Origin of the sequence: Lichenihabitans sp. PAMC28606 (assembly GCF_020616535.1) — a bacterium.
Lineage (GTDB): Bacteria > Pseudomonadota > Alphaproteobacteria > Rhizobiales > Beijerinckiaceae > Lichenihabitans > Lichenihabitans psoromatis.
Genome location: NZ_CP085136.1, coordinates 2,205,768 through 2,220,669, shown reverse-complemented (window position 1 = coordinate 2,220,669; position 14,902 = coordinate 2,205,768). Strand labels below are relative to the sequence as shown.

14 protein-coding genes are annotated in these 14,902 nt (G+C 65.4%); 4 read left to right on the top strand and 10 right to left on the bottom strand.

The window, feature by feature from the left end; genetic code table 11:
- Window positions 1-13: 13 nt before the first annotated feature.
- Together bcsN and zapE are read left to right on the top strand one after the other, a co-directional pair.
- Window positions 14-1,198 (top strand): cellulose biosynthesis protein BcsN, encoded by a 1,185-nt coding sequence (gene bcsN / locus LGH83_RS10515; protein WP_227398640.1) that lies wholly within the window; start codon window positions 14-16, stop codon window positions 1,196-1,198.
- Window positions 1,199-1,254: 56 nt separating this feature from the next.
- Window positions 1,255-2,421 carry a cell division protein ZapE gene (gene zapE / locus LGH83_RS10510; RefSeq protein ID WP_227398639.1) on the top strand — a complete coding sequence of 389 codons (1,167 nt, stop codon included), beginning with the start codon at window positions 1,255-1,257 and terminating at the stop codon, window positions 2,419-2,421.
- Here the strand turns inward: zapE and cobU are convergent.
- Complete coding sequence (cobU, locus tag LGH83_RS10505) at window positions 2,418-2,984, bottom strand: bifunctional adenosylcobinamide kinase/adenosylcobinamide-phosphate guanylyltransferase (RefSeq protein WP_227398638.1); 567 nt, start codon at window positions 2,982-2,984, stop codon at window positions 2,418-2,420. The genes zapE and cobU overlap by 4 nt on opposite strands.
- A 70-nt stretch (window positions 2,985-3,054) precedes the next feature.
- Here cobU and LGH83_RS10500 point away from each other — a divergent pair, with 70 nt between their 5' ends.
- The gene (locus LGH83_RS10500) at window positions 3,055-4,197 is read left to right on the top strand and encodes an aminotransferase (protein WP_227401807.1); all 1,143 of its coding nucleotides are present in this window, start codon (window positions 3,055-3,057) and stop codon (window positions 4,195-4,197) included.
- Here the strand turns inward: LGH83_RS10500 and LGH83_RS10495 are convergent.
- Window positions 4,153-4,467, bottom strand: a complete 315-nt coding sequence (locus LGH83_RS10495; protein WP_227398637.1) for a DUF1127 domain-containing protein — start codon at window positions 4,465-4,467, stop codon at window positions 4,153-4,155. The genes LGH83_RS10500 and LGH83_RS10495 overlap by 45 nt on opposite strands.
- A gap of 99 nt (window positions 4,468-4,566) precedes the next feature.
- Here LGH83_RS10495 and LGH83_RS10490 point away from each other — a divergent pair, with 99 nt between their 5' ends.
- The gene (locus LGH83_RS10490; protein ID WP_227398636.1) at window positions 4,567-5,973 is read left to right on the top strand and encodes a PLP-dependent aminotransferase family protein; all 1,407 of its coding nucleotides are present in this window, start codon (window positions 4,567-4,569) and stop codon (window positions 5,971-5,973) included.
- Between the two features lie 23 nt (window positions 5,974-5,996).
- On the opposite strand, the gene rnhA is transcribed toward LGH83_RS10490, so the two are convergent.
- The 8 genes from rnhA to LGH83_RS10450 all read right to left on the bottom strand — a co-directional run bounded on the left by rnhA (window position 5,997) and on the right by LGH83_RS10450 (window position 14,861).
- Window positions 5,997-6,452 carry a ribonuclease HI gene (rnhA, locus tag LGH83_RS10485; RefSeq protein ID WP_131113378.1) on the bottom strand — a complete coding sequence of 152 codons (456 nt, stop codon included), beginning with the start codon at window positions 6,450-6,452 and terminating at the stop codon, window positions 5,997-5,999.
- Complete coding sequence (locus LGH83_RS10480; RefSeq protein ID WP_227398635.1) at window positions 6,449-7,414, bottom strand: homoserine kinase; 966 nt, start codon at window positions 7,412-7,414, stop codon at window positions 6,449-6,451. The genes rnhA and LGH83_RS10480 overlap by 4 nt, the downstream gene beginning before the upstream one ends.
- A 159-nt stretch (window positions 7,415-7,573) precedes the next feature.
- A complete protein-coding gene (locus tag LGH83_RS10475; RefSeq protein ID WP_227398634.1) occupies window positions 7,574-8,143 on the bottom strand; it encodes an NUDIX domain-containing protein in 570 nt (189 codons plus the stop codon).
- A 17-nt stretch (window positions 8,144-8,160) separates the two neighbouring features.
- Window positions 8,161-9,414 carry a hydroxysqualene dehydroxylase HpnE gene (gene hpnE, locus LGH83_RS10470; RefSeq protein ID WP_227398633.1) on the bottom strand — a complete coding sequence of 418 codons (1,254 nt, stop codon included), beginning with the start codon at window positions 9,412-9,414 and terminating at the stop codon, window positions 8,161-8,163.
- Window positions 9,414-10,247: a presqualene diphosphate synthase HpnD gene (gene hpnD / locus LGH83_RS10465; RefSeq protein ID WP_227398632.1), complete on the bottom strand. Its 834-nt coding sequence runs from the start codon at window positions 10,245-10,247 to the stop codon at window positions 9,414-9,416. Before hpnD ends, hpnE begins: the two co-directional genes overlap by 1 nt.
- Complete coding sequence (gene hpnC, locus LGH83_RS10460; RefSeq protein ID WP_227398631.1) at window positions 10,244-11,131, bottom strand: squalene synthase HpnC; 888 nt, start codon at window positions 11,129-11,131, stop codon at window positions 10,244-10,246. Before hpnC ends, hpnD begins: the two co-directional genes overlap by 4 nt.
- A 137-nt stretch (window positions 11,132-11,268) precedes the next feature.
- Entirely contained in the window at window positions 11,269-12,276 is a 1,008-nt protein-coding gene (gene hpnA, locus LGH83_RS10455) for a hopanoid-associated sugar epimerase (RefSeq protein WP_227398630.1), read from the bottom strand.
- Between the two features lie 164 nt (window positions 12,277-12,440).
- Complete coding sequence (locus LGH83_RS10450) at window positions 12,441-14,861, bottom strand: glucan 1,4-alpha-glucosidase (protein WP_227398629.1); 2,421 nt, start codon at window positions 14,859-14,861, stop codon at window positions 12,441-12,443.
- Between the last annotated feature and the right edge of the window lie 41 nt (window positions 14,862-14,902).

The following is a 14,902-nucleotide window of genomic DNA, read 5'->3' as shown; positions in this document are numbered from 1 at the left end:
GCGGAACGCCACCATGAACAAGCATGCTCTCGTTCTCGTTGCGACCCTGATGATGGCCGGCTGTGCCAATGCGCCCTATGGGACGCCGGCTTATCAGGCCAATTACCCGCTCGCGGGTCAGATCACGCAGGGGCGTCCCTTGGCGATGTTGCCGGCGGGGGCCGGCCCGGTCCTGGCCGTGAATGAGACCCGCAAGCCGAATGCGATCCTGCAGGATATCGTGCTCGGCGGCTCACAGGTGAACGGCGGCGAGAACAACATCGCGGTCACGGCCTTGATCCCGCCGGATCCGACCAAGGGCAATTTGACCGAAGGCGACGTCAAGATCCAGAAGCCGACCGACGTTGCGATCACGGACGAGATCGAGCCGCTGTTCCCCAACGTGCCGATGCATATCTCGCCGAATTTCGAGCAGAACCAGCAAGGTCCATTCGGCTATGCGATCGGGCACGGCCCCGCCGGCTCGACCTGCGTCTACGCTTGGCAGTGGATCGGTCCGGAGCATCCGATCAGCTTGCTCGAGGGCGCGACGGGGTTGCACCCTTACCCGATCTCGGTCCGCGTTCGTCTTTGCAAGCCGCATGCGTCAGAAGCGAGTCTTGTCGGTCTCCTGCGGGCGCTCGTCGTCTATTCGCCGAGCGGAAGTTCGATCGCCATGGCGCCGATGCCGATGGCGACCCCGATGGGCGGAGATGCGCTGACGGCAGCCGGCGGGATGCCGGGAATGCCGGCCGCTGCGGCTCCGATGCCTTATTACTCGACGCCGCAGCCGCCGATGGCGCAAACCTTGACCTATGCCTATCCCCAGCCCGTGCCGGTCTACGCGCCGGCTCCGCTTGCCGCGACGGGCTACACGCCGCTTGCCGCTCCGGCCTATTCCTACCCAGCCGCCGCGCCGATGATGACGTCGGCCGCCGAACCGAGCGACGATGCCGAAGCCGCGCCGCCGCTGCGCCGGAGCCGTCATGTCTCGAAACGGCGCGTCGCTCGTCGCACGCCGCTGACAGTTCACCGCACGGTCGTTCAGCGCGAGGAGCCGACTCCCGTGATCGGCAATGCGATTCCGCTTCCGAGCGAGTTGACCACCTCGGTCGCGCCCCGCGCCGTCGGCACCGCGCCGCGCGTCATTGGCGCCGGAACGGTGTCGCCTTCCTCATCCCCTCTTGCGGCTCAGGATGGTGTACCACTGCCGCGTTGACGCCGTGCGCCGGACGCGCGACATGCTCCCCGGGCGCAGTCAACGTAAGGCGGAACGTGAGCGGGTCGGTTCTCGAGGCGATTGAAACGCGGATAGCGGCGGGCCATCTCGAGCCCGACGCGGCGCAGCGGGAGGCGGCCGCGGCGCTTGACCGATTGTCGGCGACCCTTGTGGCGCAAACGCAAGCCGAGGGATCGATGCTGTCGCGCTTGTTCGGCAAGAAGCCGGATGCACCGCGCGGGCTCTACATCTTCGGCGATGTCGGGCGCGGCAAGACCATGTTGATGGATCTCTTCTTCGACCTCGCGCCCGTGCCGCGCAAAAGGCGCGTCCATTTCCACGCCTTCATGGCTGAGGTCCATGCCCGCATTCACGCGTGGCGCCAGCGCAAAAAGCAGGGCGAGGTGGCGGGTGACGATCCGATCGCACCGGTGGCCGATAGGGTGGCTGGCGAGGCGCGGCTGCTGTGCTTCGACGAATTCGCCGTGACCGACATCGCGGACGCGATGATTCTCGGCCGACTTTTCACGCGGTTGTTCGCGGCCGGCGTCACGGTCGTGGCGACCTCCAACGTCGACCCGGGCGATCTCTACAAGGACGGGCTGAACCGGGCCTTGTTTCTCCCCTTCATCGCGCTCTTGCAGGAGCGGATGGATGTGCTGCGGCTTGAAGCGAGAACCGATTTCCGCCTGCTGAAGCTGACGCGATCGAGCACCTATCTGGTGCCGGTCGATGCCGCGGCTCATAGCGCGTTGAGCCGCATGTTTTTAGATTTGACCGGCACTGAGACGGGACAGCCGAGCGATCTGCCGCTGCTCGGCCGTCACCTCCACGTGCCGGAAGCGGCCGGCGGGGTGGCGCGCTTCAGTTTTGCGGATCTCTGCGAGCAACCGCTCGGGGCGGCCGATTTCCTGGCGATCGCGCAGGCTTTCCACACCGTCGTGATCGACGGCATCAGGATCATCGCCGCCAATGAGCGCAACGTCGCCAAGCGCTTCATCACGCTGATCGACACCTTATACGATCGACACGTCAAGCTGCTGGCCTCCGCCGAAGCCGAGCCGCAGGATCTCTACCTCGTCGACGAGGGGCGCGAGGCCTTCGAGTTCGACCGCACGGTTTCGCGTCTGATCGAGATGCGATCGGACGACTATCTCGGCCTGCCGCACGGCAGCGCGACGTCGCCCGGTTCGGGCAATACGAGCGGGTTGGTCGAGACCTAATCCGGCCCGATCATGAGGTCGGGTTCGAGCCGCGGCTTGAGGCGCAGCGGCAGGCCAGCCGCCACCAGCACCACGTGGTCGCAGACGCCGGCCATCGCCTGATTGAGCCGTCCCTGCGCGTCCCGGAACGCCCGGCCGAGCGCATTGTCGGGCACGATGCCCGAGCCGACCTCGTTTGACACGAAGATCACGGGCCCCCGGAGGCTCTGCACGCATTCGGCCAGATCGGCCGAGGCGCTTTCCACATCGCCGCCGCCTAGCATCACGTTGGTCAGCCACAATGTGAGACAGTCGACCAGGACCAATCGGCTCGGACCTGCTTCGGCCCCGAGCGTCTCTCCCAGCCGCAGCGGCGCCTCGATGGTACGCCACCGGTCGTCTCGCTCGGCGCGGTGACGGTCGATGCGCTTCTGCATCTCGCCGTCGTCGTAGATCGTCGCGGTGGCGCAATAAATGAGGCGTCGCCCCGAGCGCTCGGCGAGCCGTTGGGCATATCCGCTCTTGCCTGAACGGGCGCCCCCAAGCACGAGGACGAAGCGAGCCGGTGAGGGCGTCTCGATCATGGATTTGTGCCGTGTTCTGGAAGATGATCGCGGCCCGTATCGAACCGACGCGACGAGTGACCCGCCGACCATGAACCCGATTTTCGCCGATTCCGAAACCTCCGTCTTCGAAACCATGTCGCGATTGGCGCGCGAAACCGGGGCCGTCAACCTCGGCCAGGGATTTCCCGACGACCCCGGTCCGCTCGACGTCCGCGAGACGGCCGCCGAGGCGCTGGTCAATGGCTGGAATCAATATCCGCCGATGCTCGGCCTTCCGGTTCTGCGCGAGGCGATCGCGGCGCATTACCGCCGGTTTCAGGGCCTCGATCTCGATCCCGAGCGCAACATCATGGTGACATCGGGCGCAACCGAGGCACTGGCGGGCGCGCTGCTGGCCCTGATCGAGCCGGGCGACGAGGTCGTGCTGTTTCAGCCGATGTATGATGCCTATCTTCCGCTCGTGCGCCGGGCCGGTGGCGTGCCCCGATTCGTGACGCTCAAGCCGCCGTTCTGGCGCTTCACCGAGAGCGATCTTGCCGACGCCTTTTCGCCGCGCACCAAGGTCGTGCTGTTCAACAATCCGTTGAACCCGACCGGAACGATGGTCGGCCGCGATCAACTCACCCTGTTGGCGCGGTTCTGCGTTGCTCACGACGTCATCGCGATCTGCGACGAGGTATGGGAGCATGTGACGTTCGATGGCCTCTCACACCTGCCGCTCATGGCGATGCCGGGTATGGCGGACCGCACCGTCAAGATCGGTTCGGCCGGCAAGATCTTTTCGCTCACGGGCTGGAAGGTCGGCTTCGTAATGGCGGCCCCACACCTGCTCCGCGTGCTCGCCAAGGCGCATCAGTTCATCACCTTCACGACCCCGCCAAATCTTCAGGTCGCGGTGGCTTACGGGCTCGGCAAGTCAGACGAGTATTTCACCAAGATGCGGGCGGGCTTCGCGCGCAGCCGTGCCGCTTTTGCGACCGGGTTGACCGAGCGCGGCTTCACGGTTTTGCCGAGCCAAGCGACGTATTTTCTCTCCGTCGATCTCGGCGAAGGCCGAGACGACGTCGCATTTTGCGAGGCGCTCGTGCGCCAGCATGGCGTTGCCGCTATTCCGAACTCGGCTTTCTACGCGACCCACAAGGTGACCAGCACGGTGCGGTTCTGCTTCGCCAAGCATGAGGCGACGTTACAAACGGCGCTGGATCGCCTGACGGGCGCGAGCGTCGCGTGAGGCAAACGAAAACCGCTGCCGCTCCCGAGCCCGCTTCGCCAGCAGGACCGTCGGATCGCCATCGATCCCGAGCGCCGTCGCGTCGCGAATATCATGCCGGCTGAGGCCGATGTCGGCCAGTTCGCAATCGCTCATGCCGCCGAGTTGGTGCATCGCGCGACGCGCTGCCGCAACCCTCACGGGCCATGCCATGGCATAGCCGACGGTGCTCCAAATAGCGTGAAAAGCCTGGCCTGTACGTGTTTCTGTCGATCCGATCGTCTCGTCCATGACATCCTCCTTGATTGCAGGATGGCCAAACACACGGCGTTCGTGTAGAGACAGAGCAGTACAATCCAATCAAACTGTCCAAGAGATCGGCCAGTACAGATGCTCGATAAAACCGATAGATTGTCAGCCGGCGCCACACTCGTCGAAACGGTGATGGGCACTATCGCGGCGCGGATCGATAGCCGCACCCTCACGCCGGGCGCCAAGCTCCCCTCGATACGCTCTCTCTCTGCGAGCATGGACGTGTCGAAATCCACCGTGGTGGAGGCTTATGACCGGCTGATCGCAGCCGGAACAATCGTGTCTCGCCGCGGGTCGGGCTTCTTCGTGGCCGGGACGACGCGCCCGCTGTCGCTCGCGGCGATCGGGCCGCAACTTGACAGGGCGGTCGATCCGCTCTGGCTGACGCGGCAATCTCTGCAGGCTGGCCCCACCGTGCTGAAACCGGGATCGGGGTGGTTGCCTTCCAGCCTGATGCCCGATGTGGCCGTGCAGAAAGCCTTACGTCAGATGGCACGGGAACATGCGTCGGCTCGGGTGCATTATGACACGCCATTGGGGTTTGCGCCGCTCCGCCAGCAGCTCGCCTGGCGGCTCGGCGAGCGCGGCGTCACGGCCGGTGCCGACCAAATCATGCTGACGGATTCGGCGTCGCACGCGCTCGATCTGTTGTGTCGTTTTCTCGTCGAACCGGGCGACACGGTGCTAGTCGACGACCCCTGCTATTTCAACTACCACGCCTTGCTGCGAGCCCACCGACTCCGCGTCGTCGGGGTGTCGTTCACACGCGACGGACCCGATGTCGAGGCCTTTGGCCGAGCCTTGCTCGAGCACAAGCCTCGCTTCTACCTGACCAATTCCGGCCTTCACAATCCGACCGGCGCATCGTTGTCGCCCGCCACGGCGCATCGGGTTCTGAAACTCGCCGAGCATCACGGCACGATCGTGATCGAGGACGACATCTTCGCCGACTTCGAGGAGGAGCCATCGCCGCGCCTCGCAGGCTTCGACGGGCTTGACCGGGTCATTCTGGTCGGCAGCTTTTCGAAGACCATGTCGGCCGCCGTCCGCTGCGGCTATATCGCGGCGCGCAGCGACTGGCTCGAGCCCCTGGTCGATCTCAAACTGGCGATGACGCTCGGCAACGGACATCTCGCGGCGGTTCTGATGCATCGGTTGCTGACGGACGGCACCTACCATCGGCATATGGATGGGCTGCGGGCCAAGCTGGCGGCCGCGATGGGCGAGACTCTGCGGCGCGTGCGGGCCCTCGGCCTCACGCCCTTCATCGAACCCAAAGCCGGCGTTTTTCTCTGGGCCAGTCTGCCGAATGGCTTGAACGCCGCCGATATCGCGCGTTATGCCCTCGCGCGGGATGTGATCTTCGCGCCGGGCGACGTTTTCAGTGTGTCGGACGCGTCACGGAGCTACCTGCGATTCAACGTGGCGAATTGCGCGCATCCGCGCATCTTTGAGGTGCTGGACGAGGCGATGCGGCAACAATAACGCGCGAGCGCGGTCGAGCCGGATCAGCGCGCCGGGCGTTTGGTCAGGAACGGCGCCATGCCGCGCCGCGCGAGCTCGTCGGCTCGTTCGTTCATGTCGTGACCGGCGTGGCCTTTGACCCAGTGCCAGGCGATCGTGTGCGGCGTCGTCGCGGCATCGAGCCGTTGCCACAGTTCCACGTTCTTGACGGGCTTGCGGTCGGCCGTCTTCCAGCCATTGCGCTTCCAGCCGTTGATCCAGCCGGTCACGCCGCCACGCAAATATTGCGAATCAGTATGCACGTCGATGTCGCAAGGTCGGCTCAGCGCCTCGAGCGCCGCGATTGCGGCCATCAATTCCATGCGGTTGTTGGTCGTGGCCGGATCGCCGCCGCAGAGCTCCTTTTCGGTGTCGCCGAATTTCAGGATGGCGCCCCATCCGCCGGGGCCGGGGTTGCCCGAACAAGCTCCATCGGTCCAGACCGTCACTTTGCCGGTCATGACGTCAGCCCATAGGCGCGCGCATCGGCGACACCCTGATGGAATTTCAGCTTGTCGAGATATTCCAGCGGATTCTTCGGCTTGACGAGCGCGCCGGGCGGCACATTGAGCCAATCCACCAGCCTGGTCAGCATGAAGCGCAGCGCCGCACCGCGCGCCAGAACCGGCAACATGTCGATCTCGCGCGTCGTGAGAGGGCGGACGTTTGTATAACCCTCGATCAACGCTTCGGCTCGTGCCAGTTGAAACGCTCCGGCCGTGTCGAAGCACCACGCATTCAGGCAGATCGCGAGATCATAGGCCAAGGCGTCCGTGCAGGCGAAGTAGAAGTCGATCAAACCTGACAAGCGATCGTCGAGAAAGAAGACGTTGTCGGGAAAGAGATCCGCGTGGATCACCCCGGTCGGCAGGTCGGACGGCCACTGCGTTTCGAGAAAGGCAAGTTCCGTCTCGACATCGCGCGTCAACCCGGAGGCGACCTCGTCGGCGCGGGGTCGTGCCGTCTCGAACAGGGTCGGCCATGTCGCGACCGACAGCGCATTCGGACGACGCATCGCGAAATCTGCACCGGCCTTGTGCAAGCCCGCCAGCGCTCCCCCGAGGGCGGCGCAATGGTGCGGCTCCGGCGATTTGATCCAGATTCCGTCGAGGAACGTCACGATCGCGGCCGGCCTGCCGGCCACTTCACCGAGGACCGCTCCAGCCCGGTTGTGAACCGGCCGCGGGCAGGTGAGGCCACGCTCCGCGAGATGGTCGAGGAGGCCGAGGAAGAACGGCAGGTCGTCGACGTTCACGCGCTTTTCGTACAGCGTCAGGATGAACCGCCCTGCGGTCGTCTGCAGCAGGAAGTTCGAGTTCTCGACGCCCTCGGCAATGCCTTTGAACGAGCGCAGATCGCCAAGATCGTAGGTGGCCAGGAACGAGCGGAGCGCGTCGGAGGTGACTTCGGTATAGACGGCCATCGTTACCCTGAACGGAGTAGATCGGCCCGGCTTGCACGCGTCGCGATGCATGAGCCGGAATGCCGTTGACCCCTGTTACAGCATGTTGGCCGGAAGTGGAGCCGTTTTTCGGCCGGCGACCTGCTACCCGAAGCGAAGGCAGGGGTGACGCAAGACGGGTTACGCGAACAGGGCGGGGTGCCGGACCCGCAACGTCAGCAACAGCGTCAGCAGGCGAATATCGGTCAATCGGTTGGCATCGGCGAGGTCGGCCAGCTCCGAAAGCGGGCGCTCCTCCACCGTGATGTTCTCATTTTCGACCGCGAGACCACCGCCCTGGGCGATCCGGTCGGACCTATCGTAGGGCGCGAGAAACATCGACATGCGTTCGGTCGAAATGCCGGCCATGGTCCAGATGGTGCCGAGCGGCTCGAGCCCGCTGAGCCGCACGCCGGCCTCCTCCATCGCTTCACGCCGGGCTGCGGTCTCGGCATCCTCGCCCTCGTCGATCAGCCCTGCCGGTGCTTCAATCAACAGCGTCGTCTCGCCCGCATAAATCACGGGCGCGCGCGGCAGGCGCACCACCAGCGCGACGCGGCGTTCGCGGTCATAGGGCAGCACGGCGACGCCGTTGCCGTGATCCTCGATGACGCGCTGGAAGCTGTCGCCCGCGTCGCTTCGCATATGGGCAAGCAGCAGCCGCAGCCAGCCCTTGTAGGCGGTCTCGACCCGTTCGATCACGACCTGCATCGGCTGATCTCCCTAATTTAAGCGGCCAGCGCTGCTTTGGCGGCCACCGCACCGGAGCGGAGCGAGCCTTCGATCGTGGCCGGGAGGCCGGTCGCGGTCCAGTCGCCTGCCAAAAACAGGTTCGTCAAATCCGTCACGGCGCCGGGGCGCAGCGCATCCTGCTCGGGGAGGGCCGCGAAGGTGGCGCGTTTCTCGCGGATGATCTGCCAAGGCGGCAGCGTCTCGGGCAAACCGGTGACCTTGGCGACCTCGAGCCACAGAAGACGGGCCAGATCCTCCCGGGGCATCTCCAGCAATCGGTCCGCATCGCTCACGGTCACCGAAAGCCGGCCGGGGAAGCGAAACAGCCATTCGGCGGTTGAATTGATCATCCCCAGCATGCCGGGAAGCTCGGCCGGGGGCTCGATGAGGAAATGCGCATTGGCGATCGAACGGAACGCCGTCGGCACGCGGAGGCCTGGCAGCAGCAGCGCCGCGACGGGCGCCGGCACCGAAAGGATCACCTGATCACCGGGCGAGAGCGTGATCGTCTCGTCGCCGAAATCGAGCGCCGTGACGCGTCCGTCGGCAGTGTCGATGCGTCGGAGCCGACGGTCGAACCCGACCGTTACGCCGCGCGCCGCGAGGGTCGTCAGGGCCGGATCGATGAAGGCTTCGCCCAGTCCGTCGGCGGCGATGAGAGGCCGGCAGGCCGCGCCGCCTTTGGCGAGGCTCTCTCGAATGACCGCACCGGCCAGCACGGCCGAGGAGGCGCGCGGTTCGGTGTTGAGGGCCGCGACGAGCAGGGGATGCCAGAGGCGATCGTACAGCAGACCTTCGCAGCGCATCGTCTCGCCGATGGTGGCCTGACCCTTCGCCCGCATCAGCGACGCGAGGCCGAGGTAATCATACCAGCGCGTGCCGGGCACGCGGCGCGACGGCACGAAGATCCACCAAGGTACCGGCCCGGCATTGGGCCGCACCTGCCAGCGCTCGCCCGTCGCGAGATCGGCGAAGTCGAAGGCCGCACCGTCGGGTGCGGTCAGCTTGTCTTCGGCACCGATCGTCCGCACATGCTGCTGCACCGCCTGGTTGCCGGACAGGACGAGGTGGTTGCCGTTGTCGATCGTCAACTTGAGGGTCGCGTCGTAATAGGAGCGGCATCGCCCGCCCGCGTGGCGCGCCGCTTCATGCACGAGAATGGTGCGCGTCGCCGGCGCGAGCGCGAGCGCGGCCGCGAGACCCGACAGACCGGCCCCGATCACATGGACGGTTGGCTTGCCGTCCTGCATCAAAACAATCCGTGCCGCGCCACAGTCATGATCAGGCGAAGCTTAGGCACACGGGCGCGGGGCCTCGGCGGTGAAAATCCTCTCGCCTCGAGCTTGTCGAGGATGATGCGATACACGGCTGCCATGATCCGGGGTGCCTTGGTGGCAGCGCGGGGCTGGCCCGCCATGATGGCCTCGGCGGCTGTAAAATGGTCGCGCGCGCGCGCCAAAAGCGGCGCGCAGACCACGCCGAGCCGGGGGTCAGCTGCCACGCTTGCCGGATCGGAGGAGCGGATGCCGGCCGCATCGAGCAACTCACGCGGCAAATAGAGCCGGTTCATCTCCGCATCCTCGTCGATGTCGCGCAGGATGTTGGTGAATTGCAGAGCACGGCCCAGATGATGCGAGAGGCGGATACCCGGCTCCCGCGGCAGGCCGAAAATGCGAACCGACAGCCGGCCGACCGCGCTCGCGACCCGGTCGCAATAAAGGTCGAGCGTCGCCTCGTCGGGGGCCTGGATATCGGCGGCCGCATCCATCTCCATACCGTCGATGATGGCCACAAAGTCCTCCTGAGCGAGGCCGAATTGGTCCACGATGATCTTGAGCCCGCGGGTGCGCGGCGCGACGCGGCCCTGGTAGAGCCCATCGATGTCGGCGCGCCAATCGGCGAGGCCGCGATGCCGTTCGTCCCGCGCGCCGCCCTCGTCGGCGATATCGTCGACGGCTCGGCAAAACGCATAAACCTCGAACATGGCATCGCGCTGAGCGCGGGGCAGCAGCCGCATCGCCGTGTAGAACGAACTTCCCGTGGCCTGGGCCGCGACCGGCGCGGTGGTGTCGACCGCGCTCATGACCGCTGCACTCCAGGCCGTGTCGTTGGCTTGATCGATCCGCCCGTCCATCGCTTCAACGCGACCGAGGCACAGCCGGCCAAGGCCACGCCAAGCATGGCGGATTTGCCGAGATGCACCTTTTGGCTCAGCGGATCATGCGTTTTCAGGATCGTGGTGAGGCGCCGCGCCAGAGCCGCGATGCTGGCGATCTCCATGCTGAGCCGAAAATCCCCGATCATCCGGGGCAGGGGTTCACCCTCGTCCAGCAAGGCGTCCGTGCGGACCGCCAGATCGCGAAAGCACTCCATGAGCGCTACCGATGCTGTCGGCTTGGCGAGCGCGTCGTCCCGCAAACCGGCCGCCGCCAGCATATCCTGCGGGATGTAGACCCGGTCGAGATCGCGGTAATCCTTCCCGCAATCCTGCAGGTGGTTGATGATCTGCAGCGCCGCGCAAATGGCGTCCGACGCCGGCCACGTCGTCTCGCCTTCACCGTGGACATCCAGCACGAAACGTCCGACCGGCATGGCCGACAGGCTGCAATAGTGGATCAACTCCGCCCAATTGGCCGTGCGGCTCTTCACGACGTCGAGCCGGAACGCCGCGAGCAGATCTTGTGCGTGTTTCGGGGACAGGCGTCGTTCGGCCAGCACCCGGCGCAGCGGCAGCGCCACCGCCTCGCTATCGGTGCGGCCGAGCAACGACGCTTCCATGGCGTCGAGCAGTGCGATTTTCTGATCCGGCGTGAGCGTCGCATGATCGGCGACGTCGTCGGCGGCGCGGACGAAATGATAGAAGGCCATGATGGCGGGTCGGTGCCGCGCCGCGATGAGGTGGGACGCGACGGGAAAATTCTCGTCCGTGTGGGTCTTCCCCGAGGCAACGTCGGCAGAAGTCGTCATGAGCGTGTCGGCATCGGCTTTCGCCTTCCCTGGTCGAGATATCGACGCCGGTCTACCCCGCAAGGCAACCCGTCGCCCGATTGCGTGCGCGTTTCTACCCTCACGACCGTTCTGAAGATAGTCCGCTGCATGTGTCGTCAGGACCGCTTCCCAGAAATGTGGCCGGCCTCACGAAACCAGGCGACCGCATCGGCCAAGGCTTGCCGGTAGGGTCGCGCCCGATAGCCAAGCTCGGCTTCCGCCTTCGCGGAGGAGAAAAACATGTGGTATTTCGCCATCCGCAGCGCATCGACCGTGGCGAAGGGCTCTCGCTTGGTGATGCGCGCGATCGCCTCGGCCGCATAGGCGAACGGATAGATCGCCTGACGCGGCAGCGTCACGGTCGGGGGCTTGCGGCCCATCAGGGCTGCAATGTCGGCCAGCATCTGCCCGAGCCCGACATCCTGCCCGCCGAGAATGTAGCGCTGCCCGACCACACCGAGACGCCATGCCGCGAGATGACCGGCCGCGACGTCGTCGACGTGAACGAGGTTCAACCCTGTGTCGATGAAGGCCGGCATGCGGCCGCTTGCAGCTTCGACGATGATCCGACCCGTTGGGGTTGGTTTGATGTCGCGCCGACCGATCGGCGTTGACGGCAGCACGATCACGGCCGGAAGCCCGTCGTCGGCGACCATGCGTTCGACCAACCGTTCGGCCAGGGTCTTCGAGCGCTTGTAGGCGCCGATGGCCCGAGCGGGATCCTGCGGCGCGGTTTCATCGACCGGAACGCCATCGAGCCGCAGCGCCAGGGTCGCGACGCTGCTGGTGTAGACGATCCGCTCGACGCCGGCCGCGAGTGCCGCCTGCATGACGACGCGGGTCCCCTCGACATTGGCGCGGACGATCTCCTCGGGGTCAGGTGCCCAGAGGCGATAGTCGGCCGCCACATGGAAGAGGTGGCCGACCCCACGCAAGGCGTTGGCCATGGCGGCGGGATCGCGCAGGTCGCCTTCGACGATCTCGAGATCGAGCCCCTCGAGGTTGCCGCGCGGGCTGGTCGACCGCACGAGCGCACGCACGGGGTGGCCGGCGTCGATCAATTGGCGGGCGACGGCGGACCCGACGAAACCGGAGACGCCAGTCACCAGGACGGGCGCCGTCATGACGAACCGCCGACGCCGAACGAAGAAGCGGCCATGCGAACCGATCGTTTGAGGGGAGCTTGGTCCTGCGCTTGGTGTCGGTCGCAGGACCGCTCGAACGACCGTGCTCTAATCAATCGCGCAACGCTCGACAAGTTTTCGCAAGCTTTGGCAGGCCGTCGACCTCAAAAATCATCGGTCGGCTGCACCACTTCGATCGCGAAATCGGTCCCCTCCCAATGTTTGGCGTCAGTCCAGTAAAAGGTGAAATCGACCCAGCCGCCGACCGGGACTGCGGAGACGTCCAAGATCGCCACATGCAGATGAAAGCTGGTGGCCCAGGTGTCGATGTCATGCACCGTGGCCCAACCATCGATGCTCCAATGCACCCGGGCTGCCGCCAGCAAGGACAGCCGAAGCTTCATGCCGACGTCGATCTTGGTGGCTCGGCTGTTGAATCGCCACACCCGGAGCGTCGAACGCCGCTTGCCATCGCTATAGCGCTTGGCCACCTGCGCGGGCATGTCGAAAATCTTGCCGTCCCGCAACGATCGCAGCAGCTTGACGTGTTCTCCATGCGCCCAAACGAGCGGCATGGCCGAACCGGCCGGTTTGCCCTTGAACAATTCGCGGTGTGGAATGTCGTCGCTATCCCAACTCTGTTCCGGCAGAAAGCCGCTGTCATTCGCGGATTTCTCGACGGTTTCGAGGAGGCGTCGCGCCTCGGCGACGTTGCCGAGCGCCAGTTCGTAATGAGCCCGTTCGCCGGCCATCAGCGGCCAGGCCCGTCCAATGCCCGTCCCGTCGAACGGGGAGCCGTCGGCATGTTCCCCATAGCCGTCGGAATTGTAGCGGTGCCACAATGGCCCCTGCGGCAGATCCACCTTGAGCAGCTTGTCGATAACCTTGACGGTGTCGAGAATGCGCGGATCGTCGGCGGCACGAAGGCCGAAGCGTACCAGCGCCAGGGCATCCGGGCTGATGACCTCGGACGCGACTTGGCGCATCTGCGCTTCGGGGACATTTTTAATGTCGATCGAGCCGCTGACCGGACGCTCGGATTCCGGCGTGCCGGCCGGCGAGATCCGCACGTAATAGCCTGCGACTCCCGCGGCTTCGGCGAGCGGCGTCTTGGTGGCATACGTCCAGCGTTCGATCGAATCGTTCCACAGGTCGGCGGTATCGAGGAGGTAGCCCGCATCCTCCTTATGGCCGAGCCGCTCCGCGATATCGGCCGCCACCACGAGGGCCGCGATCTCCACCGCGAGCGTGAAGGGCGAATAGCCGCCGTCTTCTTCCCAGCGGTCCTGGCCCGTTACCGGTCCGTTGAGGATGATGTAACGGGCGGCGTGACGGACCATCGGCCAGAAGCGGTCGAAATCGCCCTCGAGCAGCGCGCCTTCGCGCTCGGCCATGTCGACGAGGATGATCGGGAAGGCCGTCTCGTCCATCTGGATGCCGTTCCAATAGGCGAGGCCATCCAGCCACATGTTCTGCGGCCAGTGGCCGTCGTCTTCCTGCGTGGCCTGCAGGTAGGTCAGCACGCGGCGGGCTTCCTGGTGGGCCCCGATGGCAAGCAGCGCGGTCGCGGATTCGACGAGATCGCGCGGCCAGACGAGATGGTAGCCCCCAAGGTCGCCGTCGCCTTTGCTGAACCCCCACGGGATCGAGAGGCTGGCGATCATGCCACCCGCGAAACTCTTCGATTCATGCGTCCGCAACACGGCGGTGGAGACGCGATAGGGGTCGTAGCCGAGGTTCTTCGGATCCGTGCGGTCGAGGGGCACGAGGCTTTTTTGCCACGCTTGCCACGCCTCCACATAGCTGGCCTCGGCGAGCGCATAACCATCCATGATGCTGCTGCGGGCGCGGAATCCGGCTTCCGACTTGTCGCGGCCGAACGCGACGGCGAGCACCACCGTGTCGGTGTCCCGAAAATCAAGTTCGCCCGTGAGCGCGACATTGCCGTCCGCTGCCCGGGTATAGCCATCGTTCAAAACGAAATTTTGCGACAGGATGGTATGTCCGTCGCTTTCTTGGACGAAGCCGACCGACAAGGCGCGAAAGCGCGTCGACGCCGCGAGCGCCATGGTGAGTCCTTTGCCCTCCGCGAAGAGCATCGGCCACCCTTTCACGCTGTCGACCGTGCCGGTATTATGGGCGCCCGCGTTGACGAGATGCGGGGCCGCGAGCGCAAAGATCCGGTAGTCCGCATTGGTGCCGACAAGCGCCTGGAAACGGATCTGCTGCAGCACGACATCCCGCTCCGGATCGGCGATGATCCGTTTTTCGATCACGTAACGTCCATCGCGGCTGCGATTGGTGACGATGTAGCCCGGGACGCCGGGGGCGATCTGCCGGACCTCACTATCGGTTGCGCGCTTCTCCTCCGAGAAGTAACGCGTGCCGTCGGTGACGATCAGTCCGAGATCCCGCAGGCAAGCTTCGTCAGGTCTGGGGAAGTAGATCTCGTTCAGGATGCCGTGGCTGACCGTGAAACTGACCCGGCTGACGCCCTGGATGGCGGCCCCCACGCCTGTCTTGGCGCTGGATGTCCAGCGTGGCTGGATTCCGGGATGGCCTGGTGCGTCGCGGCTGTCGGTCATGAGGCAACTCTGAGGTCTGGGGCTTCGGTCTGAACCTTACC

Coding starts and splice junctions, on each gene's coding strand:
- bcsN (WP_227398640.1), top strand. CDS start 14: ATGAACAAGCATGCTCTCGTTCTCGTTGCGACCCTGATGATGGCCGGC.
- cobU (WP_227398638.1), bottom strand. CDS start 2,984: ATGATCGAGACGCCCTCACCGGCTCGCTTCGTCCTCGTGCTTGGGGGC.
- LGH83_RS10500 (WP_227401807.1), top strand. CDS start 3,055: ATGAACCCGATTTTCGCCGATTCCGAAACCTCCGTCTTCGAAACCATG.
- LGH83_RS10495 (WP_227398637.1), bottom strand. CDS start 4,467: ATGGACGAGACGATCGGATCGACAGAAACACGTACAGGCCAGGCTTTT.
- LGH83_RS10490 (WP_227398636.1), top strand. CDS start 4,567: ATGCTCGATAAAACCGATAGATTGTCAGCCGGCGCCACACTCGTCGAA.
- rnhA (WP_131113378.1), bottom strand. CDS start 6,452: ATGACCGGCAAAGTGACGGTCTGGACCGATGGAGCTTGTTCGGGCAAC.
- LGH83_RS10480 (WP_227398635.1), bottom strand. CDS start 7,414: ATGGCCGTCTATACCGAAGTCACCTCCGACGCGCTCCGCTCGTTCCTG.
- LGH83_RS10475 (WP_227398634.1), bottom strand. CDS start 8,143: ATGCAGGTCGTGATCGAACGGGTCGAGACCGCCTACAAGGGCTGGCTG.
- hpnE (WP_227398633.1), bottom strand. CDS start 9,414: ATGCAGGACGGCAAGCCAACCGTCCATGTGATCGGGGCCGGTCTGTCG.
- hpnD (WP_227398632.1), bottom strand. CDS start 10,247: ATGAGCGCGGTCGACACCACCGCGCCGGTCGCGGCCCAGGCCACGGGA.
- hpnC (WP_227398631.1), bottom strand. CDS start 11,131: ATGACGACTTCTGCCGACGTTGCCTCGGGGAAGACCCACACGGACGAG.
- hpnA (WP_227398630.1), bottom strand. CDS start 12,276: ATGACGGCGCCCGTCCTGGTGACTGGCGTCTCCGGTTTCGTCGGGTCC.
- LGH83_RS10450 (WP_227398629.1), bottom strand. CDS start 14,861: ATGACCGACAGCCGCGACGCACCAGGCCATCCCGGAATCCAGCCACGC.